At 71.3% G+C, this 16,825-nt stretch carries 20 protein-coding genes; 11 read left to right on the forward strand and 9 right to left on the reverse strand.

Going from position 1 to position 16,825, the window contains the following annotated elements:
- Nucleotides 1–34: 34 nt before the first annotated feature.
- Nucleotides 35–445: a hypothetical protein gene (locus tag ROT00_RS08130; RefSeq protein ID WP_404773842.1), complete on the reverse strand. Its 411-nt coding sequence runs from the start codon at nt 443–445 to the stop codon at nt 35–37.
- Nucleotides 446–711: 266 nt separating this feature from the next.
- On the opposite strand from ROT00_RS08130, the gene ROT00_RS08135 reads away from it, so the two are divergent.
- Together ROT00_RS08135 and ROT00_RS08140 are read left to right on the forward strand one after the other, a co-directional pair.
- Nucleotides 712–1,110, forward strand: a complete 399-nt coding sequence (locus ROT00_RS08135; RefSeq protein WP_404773843.1) for a hypothetical protein — start codon at nt 712–714, stop codon at nt 1,108–1,110.
- A gap of 69 nt (nt 1,111–1,179) precedes the next feature.
- A complete protein-coding gene (locus tag ROT00_RS08140; protein WP_404773845.1) occupies nt 1,180–1,596 on the forward strand; it encodes a hypothetical protein in 417 nt (138 codons plus the stop codon).
- Between the two features lie 56 nt (nt 1,597–1,652).
- Here the strand turns inward: ROT00_RS08140 and ROT00_RS08145 are convergent, their stop codons facing one another.
- Nucleotides 1,653–2,594, reverse strand: coding sequence for a helix-turn-helix transcriptional regulator (locus ROT00_RS08145; protein ID WP_404773847.1), 942 nt, complete (start codon nt 2,592–2,594; stop codon nt 1,653–1,655).
- A 151-nt stretch (nt 2,595–2,745) separates the two neighbouring features.
- Between ROT00_RS08145 and ROT00_RS08150 the strand changes: the two genes are divergently transcribed.
- Nucleotides 2,746–3,708 (forward strand): alpha/beta fold hydrolase, encoded by a 963-nt coding sequence (locus ROT00_RS08150; RefSeq protein ID WP_404773848.1) that lies wholly within the window; start codon nt 2,746–2,748, stop codon nt 3,706–3,708.
- Here the strand turns inward: ROT00_RS08150 and ROT00_RS08155 are convergent.
- A complete protein-coding gene (locus ROT00_RS08155; protein WP_404774075.1) occupies nt 3,596–3,826 on the reverse strand; it encodes a holin in 231 nt (76 codons plus the stop codon). The two genes, ROT00_RS08150 and ROT00_RS08155, sit on opposite strands and share 113 nt — an antisense overlap.
- On the opposite strand from ROT00_RS08155, the gene ROT00_RS08160 reads away from it, so the two are divergent.
- Complete coding sequence (locus tag ROT00_RS08160; RefSeq protein WP_404774090.1) at nt 3,771–3,899, forward strand: hypothetical protein; 129 nt, start codon at nt 3,771–3,773, stop codon at nt 3,897–3,899. The genes ROT00_RS08155 and ROT00_RS08160 overlap by 56 nt on opposite strands.
- On the opposite strand, the gene ROT00_RS08165 is transcribed toward ROT00_RS08160, so the two are convergent.
- Both ROT00_RS08165 and ROT00_RS08170 read right to left on the reverse strand, forming a co-directional pair.
- Nucleotides 3,877–4,356, reverse strand: a complete 480-nt coding sequence (locus tag ROT00_RS08165) for a hypothetical protein (RefSeq protein ID WP_404773850.1) — start codon at nt 4,354–4,356, stop codon at nt 3,877–3,879. The two genes, ROT00_RS08160 and ROT00_RS08165, sit on opposite strands and share 23 nt — an antisense overlap.
- A gap of 96 nt (nt 4,357–4,452) precedes the next feature.
- Nucleotides 4,453–4,662, reverse strand: coding sequence for a hypothetical protein (locus ROT00_RS08170; protein WP_404773852.1), 210 nt, complete (start codon nt 4,660–4,662; stop codon nt 4,453–4,455).
- Nucleotides 4,663–4,790: 128 nt separating this feature from the next.
- Between ROT00_RS08170 and ROT00_RS08175 the strand changes: the two genes are divergently transcribed.
- Together ROT00_RS08175 and ROT00_RS08180 are read left to right on the forward strand one after the other, a co-directional pair.
- Nucleotides 4,791–5,216 carry a helix-turn-helix domain-containing protein gene (locus ROT00_RS08175; RefSeq protein WP_404773854.1) on the forward strand — a complete coding sequence of 142 codons (426 nt, stop codon included), beginning with the start codon at nt 4,791–4,793 and terminating at the stop codon, nt 5,214–5,216.
- A 22-nt stretch (nt 5,217–5,238) separates the two neighbouring features.
- The gene (locus ROT00_RS08180; RefSeq protein WP_404773855.1) at nt 5,239–5,691 is read left to right on the forward strand and encodes an ImmA/IrrE family metallo-endopeptidase; all 453 of its coding nucleotides are present in this window, start codon (nt 5,239–5,241) and stop codon (nt 5,689–5,691) included.
- A 47-nt stretch (nt 5,692–5,738) separates the two neighbouring features.
- Here ROT00_RS08180 and ROT00_RS08185 read toward each other — a convergent pair whose 3' ends face one another.
- From ROT00_RS08185 to ROT00_RS08200, 4 genes are read right to left on the reverse strand one after another with little or no spacing between them, the layout of a single operon-like run.
- On the reverse strand, nt 5,739–7,190 hold the full coding sequence (locus tag ROT00_RS08185) for a rhamnulokinase (RefSeq protein WP_404773856.1): 1,452 nt from the start codon (nt 7,188–7,190) through the stop codon (nt 5,739–5,741).
- Nucleotides 7,187–9,238: a bifunctional aldolase/short-chain dehydrogenase gene (locus ROT00_RS08190; RefSeq protein WP_404773858.1), complete on the reverse strand. Its 2,052-nt coding sequence runs from the start codon at nt 9,236–9,238 to the stop codon at nt 7,187–7,189. The genes ROT00_RS08185 and ROT00_RS08190 overlap by 4 nt, the downstream gene beginning before the upstream one ends.
- 1 nt (nt 9,239) lies before the next feature.
- On the reverse strand, nt 9,240–10,406 hold the full coding sequence (gene rhaI, locus ROT00_RS08195; protein WP_404773860.1) for an L-rhamnose isomerase: 1,167 nt from the start codon (nt 10,404–10,406) through the stop codon (nt 9,240–9,242).
- A complete protein-coding gene (locus ROT00_RS08200) occupies nt 10,403–10,771 on the reverse strand; it encodes an L-rhamnose mutarotase (RefSeq protein WP_404773861.1) in 369 nt (122 codons plus the stop codon). The genes rhaI and ROT00_RS08200 overlap by 4 nt, the downstream gene beginning before the upstream one ends.
- A gap of 150 nt (nt 10,772–10,921) precedes the next feature.
- Here ROT00_RS08200 and ROT00_RS08205 point away from each other — a divergent pair, with 150 nt between their 5' ends.
- From ROT00_RS08205 to rhaS, 5 genes are all read left to right on the forward strand, one after another.
- Complete coding sequence (locus ROT00_RS08205; RefSeq protein WP_404773863.1) at nt 10,922–11,926, forward strand: LacI family DNA-binding transcriptional regulator; 1,005 nt, start codon at nt 10,922–10,924, stop codon at nt 11,924–11,926.
- A 154-nt stretch (nt 11,927–12,080) separates the two neighbouring features.
- The gene (locus ROT00_RS08210; protein ID WP_404773865.1) at nt 12,081–13,595 is read left to right on the forward strand and encodes a sugar ABC transporter ATP-binding protein; all 1,515 of its coding nucleotides are present in this window, start codon (nt 12,081–12,083) and stop codon (nt 13,593–13,595) included.
- A 50-nt stretch (nt 13,596–13,645) separates the two neighbouring features.
- Entirely contained in the window at nt 13,646–14,626 is a 981-nt protein-coding gene (locus ROT00_RS08215; protein ID WP_404774076.1) for an ABC transporter permease, read from the forward strand.
- A complete protein-coding gene (locus ROT00_RS08220) occupies nt 14,623–15,693 on the forward strand; it encodes an ABC transporter permease (protein ID WP_404773867.1) in 1,071 nt (356 codons plus the stop codon). Before ROT00_RS08215 ends, ROT00_RS08220 begins: the two co-directional genes overlap by 4 nt.
- A gap of 67 nt (nt 15,694–15,760) precedes the next feature.
- Nucleotides 15,761–16,801: a rhamnose ABC transporter substrate-binding protein gene (gene rhaS / locus ROT00_RS08225; RefSeq protein ID WP_404773868.1), complete on the forward strand. Its 1,041-nt coding sequence runs from the start codon at nt 15,761–15,763 to the stop codon at nt 16,799–16,801.
- Nucleotides 16,802–16,825 lie beyond the last annotated feature (24 nt).

Here is a 16,825-nt window from a genome sequence, read left to right on the forward strand (position 1 = left end):
CACGGCGTGCCTGCACCTCATTGGGGTGAGATGGCTACGGCTCCCGCCTCTTCCGAAGGGCGAAGACGCCGCCGACAGCCACACCGAGGGCGATCCCGCCTGCGGTGATCCATTCCCAGGGCGACGACGGTGCGTGGAGCACGCTGGCCCCCAGGAGTGCAATCGCGCCCGCGAGGCACGCGCCGACCGCGACCCGTGCGACCACAGTAATGGGGATCAACACGGCCAATGCTCCAACTGCGCCCCCAGTCCCACCCAGCATGATCGCGACCATGAGAGAAAGGCCGAACCATGAAGCGGCAGGGAAGCCTGCCAGCATGAACGGGATGATCGCGAGCGTGCTCACTGCCCCGCATACCGCGCCCGCGGACATCAGGAGAGCGAGACGTCCTCTTCGGATCGTGGTCATCTCGCTGCCGAGAGCCGCTTCGCGTAATTGGTCCATGCCTGGATCGCCCCGCCCTTGTACTGTGCGTTGTTCAGCCACGCGTTCCCCACCTTCGCGGTCGCATCGAGACCTTGCCGGGATCCCAATGCAACGCACTCGTGTGCCAATATAACGAGGTACAGCTGGCATCGCGCGCCAATCTCCGGAATGAAAGGATACCAACGGCAAGCCAACTTCCGGTTCCCGTTGAGTCGTGTCGGGTGGCAGGATCTGGACCGCGAAGCGGCGGCACGCCGGATGCCCAGCGCTGGTAACGAAACCGCGTGAGGCGGAAACAACGTAGAGACAGCGCCACCGAGCCGAATGCGGAGGACAACATGTCAACGAAGGGAGGGGAGTTCCCCGCCCGGGCGGCCGACGCCGACGTCGCCGGCAACGCCGGGGACGTCCCCGGGAAGGACTCCTTCCGCCCCGGCGTCAGCGGCATGCTCATGCTCGCGGTGCTCGGGGGTGCCGTCGTCGCATTCCTTCTCGCCGTCGTCTTCTCTCCGCTGTGGATGCTGCTGGTCCTGGCTCTGGCACTCGCCAACATCGGCGCGCAGATCTTCGGCATCAGCACCCGGGGTCCCCGTGGATATCGGTTCGCGCTGATCCTCATCAATCTGATGCTGTTCTCCATCGCGCTGATCTGGCTCCTCAACGAATCGCTCGGGAGCGCTTGAGCGAGCGGAGCGGCCCACTGGGTGCGGCCCGGCTGGGCAGAACGGACCGGTCATGAGGGAGGATCACCGATGAACACCGTGAGCTCGAGCGGGCCCGAGAACTTCCCCACCTCGCGCGCCGGCCTCCTGGTCGGAGCCGGGATGGTCGCGTTCATCCTGTTCGGTTCAGCGGCGCAGGCTGCAGGCGTCTGGTTCCTCGGTAGCTCGCTGACGGTCATCCTGATCGTCACCATGTCCGCTACCTTGCCGCGGGTGCTCAAGCCCCGAGGGACCGGGCTCCGCGCCCCGGTCTCGCAGCGACAGTCCGGTTGGATCTACCTCGGGGTCGTCGTGTTCGGCTGCATCTTCGTGACGACGACGCTGATGACCGGCCAACCCCTCTGGTCGCTCGTGGCCGGCATCGTGCTGGCAGCCGGGACGCTCGCGGCGCTGCTCGTCATCGTGCTGCGTCGGAGCGCGACCGAAGCCGGGTCGGTGGATGACTGAAGGGTGTCTGCTCCTCGCCGAGGGTCGCCGCACCGAAATGGCTGATCCGAGTTGGTTCAGGGCCGGGCGTAGCGCTCGGTGAGCGCCCGGCCGATCGCCGCCAGCCGCGCACGCAGCTCCTCGGGGGCGGTCACCTCCAGCCAGGGCACCAGCCCCGCCAGCTCACCGGCCAGCAGCTCCTCGTCGGTGCCGCGGATGACGACCTGGATCCGGCCGTCCTCCGCGGCGGCGCCGACCTCGAGCCGGCCGCCGAAGCCGATCCTGAGAATGCCGAGCCCCTCCGGCGCGCACCGTGCGTGGGCCTCGAGCGGGGTGCGTCGCCGGTCGACCTCGTCGGCGATCTCGCGCCAGCTGTCGGCCAGATCGAAGTCCGCCGGTCGCTCCACCGGGTCGTCGCTCGCGACGACGGCGGACACCCGGTCGATCCGGAACGTGCGCCGTCCCGCTTCGGTGTGGGCGACGAGGTACCACGCGGGCCCCGGACCCTTCGCGACGATGCCGAGCGGGTGCACGGTCCGCTCCGTCTCGGCGCCGTGGCGGTCGACGTAGCCCAGGGTGACCTGCACGCCGCGGATCACCGCGTCCTGGAGCTCGTCGAGGAAGCGCGGGGGTCGCGGATCCCTCCGTCCGGAACCCCACTGCTCGGGGTCGGTGAGGTGGGAGGATGCCGCCGCCTCGGCCTGGTCGCGGAACGGTTCCGGGAGCGCCCGGACCAGCTTGCGGAGCGCCGCCCGCACCGCCGGGGTCGTCGCCGACGCGGGGCCCGCGACGAGGAAGAGCGCCCTGGCCTCCCCTGCGGTCAGCCCCGAGAGGTCGGTGCGCGCGCCGCCGAGGAGCCGCCAGCCGCCGCCCCGGCCCTGGACGGAGTAGAGCGGGACCCCGCCCATGGCGAGGGCGTCGAGGTCGCGGCGGGCGGTGCGCTCGGAGACCTCCAGCTCGCGCGCGACCTCGGGCGCGGTCACCTGGCCGCGCCGTTGCAGCATCAGGAGGATGGCCACCAGCCGATCGGTTCGCACTCGATCACACTCTCATTCAAGACCGGTCATGAGGTGACCGGTTTTGCTCTCTTTACCTTGGCATGACCCCGCTCCCGAACCCAGCGAATCGGCTGGAGCCGACTCGGGAGCCCAGCCAGAAAGAGGACGTGCAATGTCTGAACCGATCGACTTCCCCCGCCCCGCCCGCATCCCCGTCAACGGCGTCGAACTCGAGGTGTTCGAAGCCGGGCGGGAGAACGCCGGCCGACCGCTCGTGCTCTGCCACGGCTGGCCCGAGCTCGCCTACTCGTGGCGGTTCCAGATCCCCGCGCTCGTCGAGGCGGGGTATCACGTGATCGCCCCGAACCAGCGCGGCTACGGCGCCTCCCCGCGCCCGAGCGAGGTGACCGAGTACGGCATCGCGCAGCTGTCGGGCGATCTCGTCGGGCTCCTCGACCACTTCGGCTACGACGACGCCGTCTTCATCGGGCACGATTGGGGCGCCGCGGTCGTCTGGGGCCTCACGCTGCTCCACCCGGACCGGGTGAGCGGGGTGATCGCGCTCAGCATGCCGTACCTCGACCGCGGGGAGCAGCCGTGGATCGAGTTCCTCGAGGAGCTCGTCGGGCCCGACGACTACTTCGTCCACTTCAACCGGCAGCCGGGCGTCGCCGACGCCGTCTTCGACGCGAACGCCGACCGCTTCCTGCGCAACCTCTACCGGAAGAACGAGCCGCCCGTGGCGCCGCAGCCGGGCATGCCGCTGATCGCGCTCGCGACGGCGGACGCGCCCCGCGGCGAGCCGCTCATGGACGATCGGGATCTCGCGGTGTTCGTCTCCGCCTTCGAGGAGTCCGGCTTCACGGGCGGCATCAACTGGTACCGGAACCTCGACCGCAACTGGCACCTGCTGGCCGACGTCGAGCCCGTCATCCAGCAACCCGCCCTCATGATCTACGGCGATCGGGACACCGTGCAGCGCGCGCCGCGGCTCGCGCAGTTCGTGCCGAACGTGGAGGTCGTCAGTCTGGACAGCGGGCACTGGATCCAGGAGGAGCGGCCGGAGGAGGTGACCCGGGCGATGCTGGACTGGCTCCAGCGCCAGGAGTCCCGCCGCGGAACGCGATCGAGCTGAGCACCGACGTCAGCGCGGCGAGCGCGCCGACGGAGGCGAGCTGCACCGGGTCGATCTGCAGGATGCCGGTCGCCCCCGCCCCGAACGCGCCGATCGCGGCCTGGGAGAAGGTCGCGATCGCGCGGTCGGCGGTGTCGACCCAGAACTGCGGGTCGGCGTACTTCGAGGTCATCGTCTGCTCCAGGGGGTGAGGTGGGGGCGGGGGCGCGCGCCGGTGGCGGGGTCGTCGCCGGGGTCGTGCCGTAGCTCGTCGTGGAGTTCGTCCTCCAGGCGGCGATCGGCGGCGCGGAGCTCCTCGGCGGCGGCGGCCAGCGCGTCGATCCGGGCCGCGAGCCGCGCGAGCTCGCCCTCGAGGCGCCGGCCCGTGCCGAGCGCTTCGCTGAGCTCGTCGCGCAGGTTGGTGTCGTGATCGTTCTCGACCTGGCGGCGCAGTCGGTGCACCGAGGCATCCGTGCGCTCGATGAATCCGGGGAGGGTGTCGAGCGCCTCCACGAGCGCGACGACGCGCCGGAGCCAGGGCCACAGCCGCACGAGCACGCGGATGCCGAGGGCGGCGACGACCACGGACAGGGCGACCGGCACGAGGTCGACGCCCGCGAGCCAGTCGGCGACGGCGGGGAGCCAGTCGGGGGAGATCGAGGCGGGCATGGGGTCCTCCGTTCTTCGGGTCGTGGTCGGCGGGCGGGCTGAGATGCGGCGGGGCGGGCCGGGGTGGGGCGGGTGGCGTGCGGTCCGGTGGCCGGCTCAGCGCCGACGTGCGTGCCGAGGCGCGCGGTCGTGGCACCCGCGCGGGCAGCGCAGCTCGTATCCGCACGGGCCGAGCATCGCGGGCGTGCCCCGTCGGCACTTCGCGCAGCACGGCGCGGGGTCGCTCGTCGCTTCGAGGTAGGCGATGATGCGCTCGAACTCGAGCTCGCGCGTCGCGGTGATGGTCTTGTCTGGGATGCGGTTCATCCGTGGCTCCGTTCGTTCCGTTCTGAATTGCATGAATGCAATGCAATTGCGTGAGATCAATATGGGGGATGCATTGCGTGAATGCAAGTCGATTGCGGCGCGTCGTCATCCGCCGTACGCTGGAGCCCGTGAATGAGCGGATGCGGTGGAGCGCCTACCTCGATGCGACGAGCGACGGTGTGCGGAACAGTGAGATCGCCCGCCGTGCCGGCGTCGATCCGGCGACGGTCGGCCGGTGGCGCGGCGGTGCGACCGACCCGAACCCCAGGCAGGTCGTGGCGTACGCGCGCGCCTTCGGGCGGCCGCCCGTCGAGGCCCTCATCGCCGCCGGGTACCTGACCGCCGAGGAGGCCGAGGTGCCGGTCGCCGTCGCGCCCGCCGATCCGCTCGCCGCCGTCTCGACGGGCCGCCTGCTCCGCGAGGCGCTGCGCCGGGTCGAGGCGGATGCCGCCGCCGGTGTCGGCGGCGACGCCGAGGATGACTACGAGTTCACGCCGGAGGCGCCGTCGCCCGACGACTACCGCCTCGCGGCGCGAACGGGGACGCGCAAGTAGCAGGACCGCATCGGGGGATCGGGTGAGGGCATTGGTTCGGGTGGCGGCCGCGCTCGGCGTGCGGCTGCACGCGACTCACCTCGACGAGCGGACGCTGGGGCTCTACTCGCCCGACGAGCAGCGCATCTACTTCGACATCCGGCTCACGCCGAACGAGCGGCGGGTGACGATCGCACACGAGCTCGGTCACGCGTACTACGGGCACGACCACTCCAATCCGAAGCACGAGCGGCAGGCCGAGGTGTTCGCCGCCGAGCTCCTGATCGACCCCGAGGAGTACGCCAGGCTCGAGCGCGTCGACCCCGACCCGCACCGCCTCGCCGACGACCTCGGCGTGACGGTCGAACTCATCCGCACCTACGAGCAGCACTGCCTCGAGCGGGTGCGGGGCGTCACCTACGCGCGTCCGCGGATGGGCGCCGGCCAGTGGGAGTACCGCGGCGTGCGGGCGGACGCGGAGTCGGCGAGCGGGTAGCTCCTCTCGGCGCGCCGCCTCGGCGGGAGGCGCCGAGCCCCGGGCTCTCAGCCCATCGGCTCGAAGCGGCGCGGCTCGTGGGTGCGGGCGACGAGGTCGCGCAGCGCCTCCAGCGAACCGCTCACGAATCCGGCGGCCCGCGCCTGCACGAGGAAATTGCCGAGCGCGGTCGCCTCCACCGGGCCCGCGAGCACGGGCACCCCGGCCCGGTCGGCGGTGCGCTGGCAGAGCAGCTCGTTCTGGGCGCCGCCGCCGACGATGTGGATGGTGCGCAACTCGATGCCGCCGAGCCGGGCGGCGGTCACCGCGGCATCCGCGAACGCCTGGGCGAGCGACTCGACGATGGCGCGCGCGAACTCGGCCCGGGTGCCGGGTGCCGCGAGTCCGTGCTCGGCGCACCACGCGCCGATCCGCGCCGGCATGTCGCCGGGCGGCAGGAACCGCGGATCGTCGACGTCGAACACCGGCACCGAGTCGGCGGGCACCTCGGCGGCGGCGGCGAGCAGCGCGGGCAGCTCGACCGCGTGCCCCTCGCGCTCCCAGCCCCGCACCGTCTCGCTCAGGATCCACAGGCCCATCACGTTGTGCAGCAGCCGCACCCGCCCGTCGACGCCGCCCTCGTTCGTGAAGTTCGCGGCGAGCGCCTCCGGGGTGCGCACCGGCTGCGCCACCTCGACCCCGACGAGCCCCCAGGTGCCGCAGGAGATGTAGGCCGAGGCATCCGCCCGCATGGGCACGGCGACGACGGCCGACGCCGTGTCGTGCGAGCCGACGGCGACCACCTCGGCCCTGCCGCCGATCGACTCGGCGACCCGGGGGAGCAGCGGCCCGATGCGCTCGCCGGGGGCGATCAGCGGCGGCAGGATGCCGCGGACCCCGGCCGGCAGACCGAGCTCCGCGATGAGGGCGTCATCCCAGTCCCGCGCCGCCCAGTCGAGCAGTCCCGTCGTGGACGCGTTCGTGAGCTCGGCCCGGGCCTCGCCGGTCAGCCAGGAGGCGAGCAGGTCGGGGACGAGCAGCGCCCGATCTGCGAGCGCGAGCACCTCGGCGGGCTCGGCGGCGAGCTGGTAGAGGGTGGTGAACGGCAGGAACTGCAGGCCGTTCCTGGCGAACAGCGCGGCGTGCGGCATCCGCGCGTGCACCGCCGCGACGCCGCGCGAGGTGCGCTCGTCGCGGTAGTGGAAGGGGATGCCGAGCAGGCGGCCCTGCCGCAGCAGCCCGTAGTCGACCGCCCAGGAGTCGATGCCGAGGCTCGCGATCCCGGGCTCCAGGCGGAACGCCTCGCGGAGGCCCGCGAGCACGTCGCCGTAGAGGCCGAGCAGATCCCAGTGCAGCCCGTCCCCGGCGAACACCGGGGTGTTCGGGAAGCGCGCGACCGTCGTCGCCTCGAGCGTGTCGGGACCGACGCGGCCGAGCACGACCCGCCCGCTCGTGGCGCCGAGATCGACGGCCGCGACCGGGCCGGCCGACCGCGGCGCGCCCGCGCGCGCCCCGTTCATCGCAGGAACGCGGCGGCGACGCCCGAGTCGACGGGGATGTGCAGACCGGTGGTGCGGCTGAGCTCGGGGCCCGTGAGCACGTACACGGCGTCCGCGACGTTCTCGGGCACGACCTCGCGCTTCAGGATCGTGCGGTTCGCGTAGAACTGGCCGAGGTCCTCCTCGTCGACGCCGTAGGTCGCGGCGCGGTTCGCACCCCAGCCGGAGGCGAAGATGCCCGAGCCGCGCACGACGCCGTCGGGGTTGATGCCGTTGACGCGCACGCCGTGCTCGCCGAGCTCGACCGCGAGGAGGCGCACCTGGTGCGCCTGGTCGGCCTTCGTCGCGGAGTAGGCGATGTTGTTCGGCCCGGCGAACACGGAGTTCTTCGAGGAGATGTAGACGAGGTCGCCGCCGAGCTTCTGCGCGATGAGCACGCGCGCGACCGCCTGCGACACGAGGAAGGAGCCTTTGGCCATGACGTCGTGCTGGAGGTCCCAGTCGGCCTCGCTCGTCTCGAGCAGCGGCTTCGAGAGCGAGAGCCCCGCGTTGTTCACGACGAGGTCGACGCCGCCGAAGGCGAGCACGGTCCGGTCGATCGCGGCCTGCACGGCGTCGGCGTCCGCGACGTTCGCGGCCACGCCGATCGCGACGTCGGTGCCGCCGAGCTCGGCCGCCGTGGCGCGCGCCTTCTCGAGGTCGAGGTCGGCGACGACGACGCAGGCGCCCTCCGCGGCGAGGCGGGTCGCGATGGCCTTGCCGATGCCGCTCGCCGCCCCGGTCACGAACGCGATCCGGCCCTGGTGGGACTTCGGCTTCGGCATCCGCTGCAGCTTCGCCTCCTCGAGCGCCCAGTACTCGATGCGGAATTTCTCCGCGTCCGAGATGGGGGAGTAGCTCGACACGGATTCCGCACCGCGCATCACGTTGATCGCGTTCACGTAGAACTCGCCGGCGACCCGGGCGGTCTGCTTGTTCGCCCCGTAGGAGAACATGCCGACGCCGGGTACGAGCACGATGAGCGGGTCCGCGCCGCGCATCGCCGGGCTGTCGGCCGTGGCGTGCGCCTCGTAGTACGCCCGGTAGTCGGCGCGGTACGCCTCGTGCAGCTCCGCGAGACGGGCCAGCTGCTCCTCGACGCTCGCGGTGGCGGGCAGGTCGAGGATGAGCGGCCGCACCTTGGTGCGCAGGAAGTGGTCGGGGCAGCTCGTGCCGAGCGCTGCGAGCGCGGGCGCCTGCTCGGCGGCGAGGAAGTCGAGCACCGCCTCGGAGTCGGTGTAGTGCCCGATCATCGGCTTCTCACTCGACGCGATCCCGCGGATGGCGGGGGCGAGCGCCGCGGCGCGCGCGTGCCGTTCGGCTTCGGGCAGCGCCTCGAAGCCGGGGCGCACGCCGCCGAACGGCTGCGGATCGCCGTGCTCGGCGAGGTACGCCGCGGCGGTGTCGATGATCCACCGCGAGTTCGCCTCGGCCTCCTCGGAGGTGTCGCCCCACGCGGTGATGCCGTGACCGCCGAGGATCGTGCCGATCGCCTGGGGGTGCTCGGCCTTGATCGCGGCGATGTCCAGGCCGAGCTGGAACCCGGGGCGGCGCCACGGCACCCACACGACGCGGTCGCCGAAGATCCGGACGGTCAACTCGGCGCCGTCGGCGGCGGTCGCGATCGCGATCCCGGAGTCCGGGTGCAGGTGGTCCACGTGCGCGGCGTCCACGAGCCCGTGCATCGCCGTGTCGATCGACGGCGCCGCACCGCCCGTGCCGTGCAGGCAGTAGTCGAACGCGGCGACCATCTCGTCCTCGTGCTCGACGCCGCGGTACACGCCCTGGAGCGCGCGCATCCGGTCCAGGCGCAGCACGGCGAGGCCCTCCGGCTTCAGGGTGCCGAGGTCGCCGCCCGAGCCCTTCACCCACAGCAGCTCGACCGGCTCGCCCGTGACCGGGTCGGCGGCGACGCCCTTCGCGGAGGTGTTGCCGCCGGCGTAGTTCGTGTTCCGCGGGTCCGCGCCCAGGCGGTTGCTGCGGGCGATCAGCTCCACGACGGCGGGATTCGTCTCGTTCGGCTTCGTCATCTCAGGCCCCCCATCCGGCCTGCACGCCGCCGACGCGCTCCTCGGCGATCCGCTGCTGGTAGCCGGAGGCGAGGTAGGCGGCCATCGGATCGGCGGCAAGCCCGCGCTCCTCGCGCCAGGCGGCGAGCTGCGGGCGCACATCGGTGTAGAAGGCATCCATCACCACCGCGTTCGCGGCGAGCACGTCGTTCGCGTCCTGCGCGGCGGTGAGCGCCTCGCGGTCGATGAGCAGCGCCCGCGCGGTCATCTCCTGCACGTTCAGCACGGAGCGGATCTGGCCGGGGATCTTGTCCTCGATGTTGTGGCACTGGTCGAGCATGAACGCCACGTCGGGGTTGTTCAGGCCGCCGCCGCGGATGACCTCGGCGAGGATGCGGAACAGCTGGAACGGGTCGGCGGCGCCCACGATCAGGTCGTCGTCGGCGTAGAAGCGGCTGTTGAAGTCGAAGGAGCCGAGCTTGCCGAGGCGGAGGAGCTGCATCACGATGAACTCGATGTTCGTGCCCGGTGCGTGGTGGCCGGTGTCGAGGCAGACCATGGCCTTCTCGCCGAGGGCGCTCACCTGCGCGTAGCTCGTGCCCCAGTCCGGAACATCGGTGTGGTAGAACGCCGGCTCGAAGAACTTGTACTCGAGCACGAGGCGCTGCTCGTCGCCGAGGCGCGCGTAGATCTGCTGCAGCGAGTCCTGGAGCCGGTCCTGGCGATCGCGCATGTCGTTCTGGCCCGGGTAGTTCGAGCCCTCGGCGAGCCAGATCTTCAGGTCGCGCGAGCCGGTCTCGTCCATGATGTCGATGCACTCGAGGTGGTGATCGATCGCCTTGCGGCGGATGCGCGCGTCGTGGTGGGCGAGGGCGCCGAACTTGTAGTCCTCGTCCTGGAAGGTGTTCGAGTTCACGGTGCCGAGCGTCACGCCGAGATCCTCGGCGTGCCGGCGGAGGGCGTCGTAGGACTCGACCCGGTCCCACGGGATGTGCAGGGCGACCGTCGGCGCGAGCTTCGTGTAGGCGTGCACCTGGGCGGCGTCGGCGATCTTCTCGAAGGGATCGCGGGGCGTGCCGGGCGTCGCGAACACGCGGAAGCGCGTGCCGGAGTTGCCGAAGGCCCAGCTGGGCAGTTCGACCGACTGCTGCGCGAGGGCGGAGAGGTGCTCGGAGGAGAGGGCGGTCATGATGCGGGGCTTTCGTGGTCGGTGGCGGCGGTGGCCGTCAGCTGGTCGTGCAGGTTGAAGACTTCGACGAGGGGCGTCGCCGCCTGGTCGGCTCGCCCCTCCAGACCGACGAAGAACTCGGCCATGGATGCCTCCCAGCGGGCCGCGACGGGCGAGGCGGCGAGGTGGCGGCGGGCCGCCTCGTCGTCGTCGGTCTCGTAGTAGCCGAAGAGGGTGCAGCGCTCGCGGTCGAGGAAGATCGAGTAGTTTCGCCGGCCGGCCGCCGCGATCTCGCGGAGCAGCTCCGGCCACACCGGGCTGTGGCGCTCGACGTAGGCGTCGATCAGCTCGGGGCGCACCTGGAGGGTGAACGCGACGCGGGGCATGGCACTCCTTCGTGGGCTCGCGGGGTTCGAACGGCTCGGTCGGCACCGAAATGAATCGATCCAGCCGTGAATCGTTTCAAACTGTAATGTGGTCCCCAAGGATCCGTCAAGCGATCCGCAATCACCGACCGTCAGGGCGAGGGGCCACCTATGTCAGTGAGCGTGAAGGACGTCGCGGCCGCCGCCGCGGTGTCGGTCGGCACGGTGTCGAACGTGCTGAACCGCCCCGACAAGGTGGCGCCCGCCACGGTCGCCCGCGTGCAGGCCGCCATCGACCGGCTCGGCTTCGTCCGCAACGACGCGGCCCGGCAGCTGCGCGCCGGGCGCAGTCGCAGCATCGGCCTCGTCGTGCTCGACAGTGCGAACCCGTTCTTCGCCGAGGTCGCCCGCGGGGCGGAGGAGCGCGCCGCCCGCGAGGGCATGTCGGTGCTGCTCGGCAACAGCGATCAGACGCCGAGCCGGGAGCGCGCCTACCTCGAGCTGTTCCGCGAGCAGCGGGTGAACGGCGTGCTCCTGACGCCGACCGATCTGGAGGCCGCCGCCGTGCGCCGGCTTGCCGAGAGCGGCATCCCGCTCGTGATCGTCGACGGCGAACTGCCGGGCGGCGGGGTGCCGTCGGTGGCCGTCGACGATGTGCAGGGCGGCATGCTGGCCGTCGCGCACCTGCTGGAGCAGGGGCGTCGCCGCATCGCCTACATCGGGGGGCCGCGCTCGATCCGCCAGGTGGCCGACCGCCTCGAGGGGGCTCGCCGCGCCCTCGCCGCGGTCCCGGAGGCGACGCTCGAGGTGATCGAGCTCGACGCCCTGACGGTGCTCCACGGCCGGGACGCCGGCGAGGAGATCGCCCGCCGCGCCGCGGCCGATCGCCCCGACGCCGTGTTCTGCGCGAACGATCTGCTCGCGGTCGGGGTGCTGCAGGGCACCGCGATCCTCGGCGAGGTGCGGGTGCCCGACGACCTCGCCCTCATCGGCTACGACGACATCGACTTCGCGCAGTCCGCGGTGGTGCCGCTCTCCTCCGTGCGGCAGCCCGCGCGCGCGATCGGCGCCGCGGCGGTCGAGCTGCTGCTCGAGGCGCTCGACTCCGAGGGGGCCGCCATCCGGCACGTCCGCTTCCAGCCCGAACTCGTCGTGCGGGCGTCGACCGGCCGGTGATCGCGGCCGCGGGTCGGGTCGCGGGGGCCGTATCCGATCCGTGACTTGACCGACGGGCGACGGATGCCTACAGTTGCCCTGAATCGAAAGTGAATCGATTCATACCGACCAGTGATCCACCGATCCCCCAACACCCTCAACGAGGAGGAACCCCGTGCCGAGCACTGACGCACCTGTGGTCCTCGAGCTCTCGGAGGTCGTCAAGTCGTTCGGCGCCGTCGTGGCGCTGCGCTCCGCCAGCCTGCAGTTGCAGGCCGGCTCGATCCACGCCCTCATCGGCGAGAACGGCGCGGGCAAGTCCACGCTCGTGAAGATCGTCGCCGGCCTCTACCGCCGCGATGCCGGCGAGTTCCGGCTCGACGGCGAGGACGTCGACTTCACCTCCACCGCCCAGTCGAAGGCCGCGGGCGTCGCGGTCATCTACCAGGAGCCGACGCTCTTCCCCGACCTCTCCGTGACCGAGAACATCTTCATGGGCCGCCAGCTCACCGGCCGCTTCGGCCGGATCGATCGCAAGGCGATGCGCCACGAAGTGGAGCGCCTCTTCACCCGGCTCGGCGTCGTCATCGACCCGGACCGCCCGGCCGAGGGCCTGTCGATCGCCGACCAGCAGGTCATCGAGATCGCCAAGGCCGTCTCGCTCGACGCGAAGGTCCTGATCATGGACGAGCCGACCGCGGCCCTGTCCGGCGTCGAGGCCGAGCGGCTCTTCGCGATCGCCCGCAGCCTGCGCGACGAGGGCCGCGGCCTCATCTTCATCTCGCACCGCTTCGACGAGGTCTTCGCCCTCTGCGACACGGTCACCGTCATGCGCGACGGCTCGTACATCGCGACCACGCCGATCGCCGAGACCACGCCGGGCGAACTCGTGCGCCAGATGGTCGGCCGCGAGGTCACCGAGCTGTTCCCCAAGCAGGAGACGGTCGTCGGCGAACCGCTGCTCGAGGTCGAGGGGCTCACCTCGCCCGGTGTCTTCCACGACATCAGCTTCACCGTGCGCGCCGGCGAGATCGTCGGGCTCGCGGGCCTCGTCGGCGCCGGCCGCAGCGAGGTCGCCCGCGCCGTGTTCGGCGTCGACCAGTACCGCGAGGGCAGCGTCACGCTCAAGGGCCGGCGCATCCGCCGCGGACGGCCCACCGAGGCCATGCGCGCCGGACTCGCCCTCGTCCCCGAGGACCGCCGCAAGCAGGGCCTCGTCATCGACTCCGGCGTCGGCCGCAACATCACGATGGCGATCCGCCGCGAGCTCTCCCGCTTCGGCCTCATCACCACCGGCCTCGAGAACCGCGCCGCCCGCGTCTGGGCGAGCCGGCTCGAGGTGAAGTCCTACGCCCTCGACACCGTCGCGGCGACCCTCTCCGGCGGCAACCAGCAGAAGGTCGTCCTCGCCAAGTGGCTCGCGACGAAGCCCGACGTGCTCATCGTCGACGAGCCCACGCGCGGCATCGACGTCGGCACGAAGTCCGAGGTGCACCGCCTGCTCTCGGAGCTCGCCGGTCAGGGCATGGGCATCCTCATGATCTCCTCCGAGCTGCCAGAGGTGCTCGGAATGGCCGACCGCGTGCTGGTCATGCGCGAGGGCCGCATCACCGCCGAGATCGACCGTGCGGACGCCACCAGCGAGAACGTGATGTTCGCCGCCACCCACGCATCGGAGCAGCACTCGTGACCTCCTCTCCCCCCACCACGGTGATCCCCGTCTCCGGGATCACGAAGCACATCGGCGCGCTCGGCAAGGCGCGCGAGTTCGGCATCCTGATCGCCCTCGTCCTCGTGGTGATCGCCGCGACGACGATGAACCCGAGCTTCCTCTTCTCGAGCGACGGCTGGCGCGACCTGCTGCTCACCCCGTCGATCCTGGTGCTCGTCGCCGCCGGGCAGGCGATCGTCATCATCACCCGCAACGTCGACCTCTCGGTCGGCTCCGTGATGGGGCTGTCGGCCTACCTCACCGGCCGGCTCTTCATCGACGTGCCCGGCCTGCCGATCCCCGTGGTCGTGCTGCTGGCGGTGCTGTTCGGCGCCTTCCTCGGCCTCGTCAACGGCTCGCTCGTGGCGTTCGCCCGCGTGCCCGCCATGGTGATCACGCTCGGCACGCTCTACGCCTACCGCGGCATCAACGTGATGTGGGCCGGCTCGACCCGGGTGAACGCGTCCGACATGCCGAAGGAGTTCCTCGCCATCGGCACCGGCCAGTTCCTCACGATTCCGATCCTCGCCATCGTCGCGTTCGTCATCCTCGCCGCCGCGGCCTGGTACATGCGCAACACCCGCGGCGGCCGCGAGTACTACGCGATCGGCTCCGACCCGGCCGCGGCCGAGCTCTACGGTCTGAAGGTCACCCGCCGCGTGCTCACCGCCTTCACCCTGTCGGGCGCGCTCGCCGGACTCGCCGGCGTCTTCTACGTCGCGCGCTACGGCACCGTCAGCTCGCAGGCCGGCGCCGGCTGGGAGCTCGACGCCGTCGGCGCGGCCGTCATCGGCGGCGTCGCGATCACGGGCGGCATCGGCACCGTCTGGGGTGCCGCCATCGGCGCCGTGCTGCTCATGACCATCAACCGGGCGCTCCCGATCCTCGGCATCCCCGACTTCTGGCAGCGCGCCGTCGTCGGCGTGCTCATCATCGGCGCCATCGTGCTCGACCGCTGGCTCGCGGTGCGGCAGAGACAGCGACTCATCGAAGCGAGGGACGAGTCATGACCACGACGACCACCCCGGCGACCCCGACCGCCACGACCAACCGGGTGAGCCGCGACTTCGAGAAGCCGCTCTGGCGGCGGGTGCTGCTCACCCGCGAGATGGCGATCGTGGTGCTCCTCGTCCTCGTCGTCGCCTACGCGATGCTCACGGTGCGCGGCTTCGCGCAGCCGATCACCCTCAACTACCTGCTGCTCGACATCGCGCCGATCCTGCTCATCGCGCTGCCGATGACGCTCGTGATGATCACCGGCGAGATCGACCTGTCGGTCGGCAGCATGGTCGGCCTCGCGAGCGTCGTCACGGGCGCCGGGGTGCACGCCGGCCTGCCGTTCGAGCTCGCCGCCGTGCTGGCGCTCCTCGTCGGCGCCATCGGCGGCGCGTTCAACGGCTTCCTCGTGACGGTGGTCGGCCTGCCCTCGCTCGCGGTCACGATCGGGACGCTCGCGCTCTTCCGCGGCCTCGCGGTGGGCCTGCTCGGCACCACCGCCGTGACCGACTTCCCCGAGGGCTGGACGGCCCTCGCGAAGGCGAAGATCGCCGGCACGACGATCCCGTACATCATGATCCCGTTCCTGATCCTGCTCGTGATCTTCGTGGTGGTGCTGCACTTCACGCCCTTCGGCCGCGGCATCTACGCGATCGGGCAGTCGAAGGACGCCGCCCGGTTCTCGGGCGTGCACCTGGAGCGCACGAAGTTCCTGCTCTTCATGGCGGCCGGGCTCGTCGCGGCGTTCGCGGGCGTCTTCTACACGCTGCGCTTCGGCAGCGCCCGCGGCGACAACGCCACCGGGCTCGAGCTGCAGGTCATCGCCGCGGTCGTGCTCGGCGGGGTCTCCGTCTTCGGCGGACGCGGCCAGCTCTACGGGGTCGTCGCCGCGGTGCTCCTGATCGGCGTGCTCTCGAGCGCCCTCCGCCTCGCGAACGTCACCTCCGACGTCATCAACGTCATCACCGGCACGCTGCTGGTGGTCTCGGTCGTCAGTGCGAGCCTGCTCGCCTGGCTGCAGAAGGTCCGGCGACGACGCTCGGGCCCGGTCTCCTCCGTCGCAGCACCCACAGCATCTTGACGACGCTGCGCGTCCCCCGGCCGACGGCATCCGTCTCGGTCGCCAGCACGAAAGGAATGGAAGAACAATGAAGTTTGCACACAAGCGTGCGACCGCCGTGGCCGCGGCCGCGGTGGCGGCTGCCCTCGCGCTCTCCGGCTGCGCCGACACCGGCTCGACGGGCGGCGGGTCCGGCGAGGGCGGCGGCGGCAGCGACAACCTCTCGATCACCTTCCTGCCGAAGAGCCTCGGCAACCCGTACTTCGACACCTCGAGCAAGGGCGGCAAGGCGGCCGTCGAGGAGCTCGGCGGCACCTTCGCCGAGGTCGGCCCGGCGGAGTCCGGCCCCGACGCCCAGGTGAGCTACATCAACACCGCCACCCAGCAGGGCGTCGGCTCGCTCGTCGTCTCGGCGAACGACCCGAAGGCGATCTGCGACGCGCTCAACGAGGCTCGCGACGCCGGCGTCAAGGTCGTCACCTTCGACTCCGACACGAACCCCGACTGCCGCGACCTCTTCGTGAACCAGGCGACCGCCGACGGCATCGCGAAGGTGCAGGTCGACCTCATCGCCGAGCAGATCGGCGACGCGGGCGAGATCGCGATCGTCTCGTCGACGGCGAACGCCACGAACCAGAACACCTGGATCGACAAGATGAAGGAGCTGCTCGCCGCCGACCACCCGAACATCCAGCTCGTGGACGTCGTCTACGGCGACGACGACGAGCAGATCTCGTTCGACAAGACGGCGGCCGTGCTGCAGTCGCACCCGAACCTGAAGGGCATCGTCTCGCCGACGACCATCGGCATCTCGGCGGCCGCGCGCTACCTCTCGACCTCGGACTACAAGGGCAAGGTCGCGCTGACCGGCCTCGGCACGCCGAACCAGATGCGCGAGTACATCGAGGACGGCACCGTCACCGCCTTCGCCCTCTGGAACCCCGAGGACCTCGGCTACCTGTCGGCGTACGCCGCCGCCGCGCTCATCAACGGCGACATCACTGGCAAGGAGGGCGACACCTTCACGGCCGGCAAGCTCGGCGAGTACACCGTCGGCGCGGACGCCACCGTGCTCCTCGGCGACCCGTACGTGTTCGACAAGGACAACATCGACGACTTCGACTTCTGAGTCGTCGCCGGGCCTCCCGGCACC

The organism is Agromyces mediolanus, assembly GCF_044917495.1.
GTDB lineage: Bacteria > Actinomycetota > Actinomycetes > Actinomycetales > Microbacteriaceae > Agromyces > Agromyces mediolanus_B.

Excerpts from the sequence above, each read along its gene's own strand:
- ROT00_RS08185 (WP_404773856.1), bottom strand. The coding sequence starts at position 7,190 with ATGAACGGGGCGCGCGCGGGCGCGCCGCGGTCGGCCGGCCCGGTCGCG.
- ROT00_RS08170 (WP_404773852.1), bottom strand. The coding sequence starts at position 4,662 with ATGAACCGCATCCCAGACAAGACCATCACCGCGACGCGCGAGCTCGAG.
- rhaI (WP_404773860.1), bottom strand. The coding sequence starts at position 10,406 with ATGACCGCCCTCTCCTCCGAGCACCTCTCCGCCCTCGCGCAGCAGTCG.
- ROT00_RS08165 (WP_404773850.1), bottom strand. The coding sequence starts at position 4,356 with ATGCCCGCCTCGATCTCCCCCGACTGGCTCCCCGCCGTCGCCGACTGG.
- ROT00_RS08130 (WP_404773842.1), bottom strand. The coding sequence starts at position 445 with ATGGACCAATTACGCGAAGCGGCTCTCGGCAGCGAGATGACCACGATC.
- ROT00_RS08190 (WP_404773858.1), bottom strand. The coding sequence starts at position 9,238 with ATGACGAAGCCGAACGAGACGAATCCCGCCGTCGTGGAGCTGATCGCC.
- rhaS (WP_404773868.1), top strand. The coding sequence starts at position 15,761 with ATGAAGTTTGCACACAAGCGTGCGACCGCCGTGGCCGCGGCCGCGGTG.
- ROT00_RS08140 (WP_404773845.1), top strand. The coding sequence starts at position 1,180 with ATGAACACCGTGAGCTCGAGCGGGCCCGAGAACTTCCCCACCTCGCGC.
- ROT00_RS08220 (WP_404773867.1), top strand. The coding sequence starts at position 14,623 with ATGACCACGACGACCACCCCGGCGACCCCGACCGCCACGACCAACCGG.
- ROT00_RS08160 (WP_404774090.1), top strand. The coding sequence starts at position 3,771 with ATGCCGGTCGCCCCCGCCCCGAACGCGCCGATCGCGGCCTGGGAGAAG.
- ROT00_RS08200 (WP_404773861.1), bottom strand. The coding sequence starts at position 10,771 with ATGCCCCGCGTCGCGTTCACCCTCCAGGTGCGCCCCGAGCTGATCGAC.
- ROT00_RS08150 (WP_404773848.1), top strand. The coding sequence starts at position 2,746 with ATGTCTGAACCGATCGACTTCCCCCGCCCCGCCCGCATCCCCGTCAAC.
- ROT00_RS08205 (WP_404773863.1), top strand. The coding sequence starts at position 10,922 with ATGTCAGTGAGCGTGAAGGACGTCGCGGCCGCCGCCGCGGTGTCGGTC.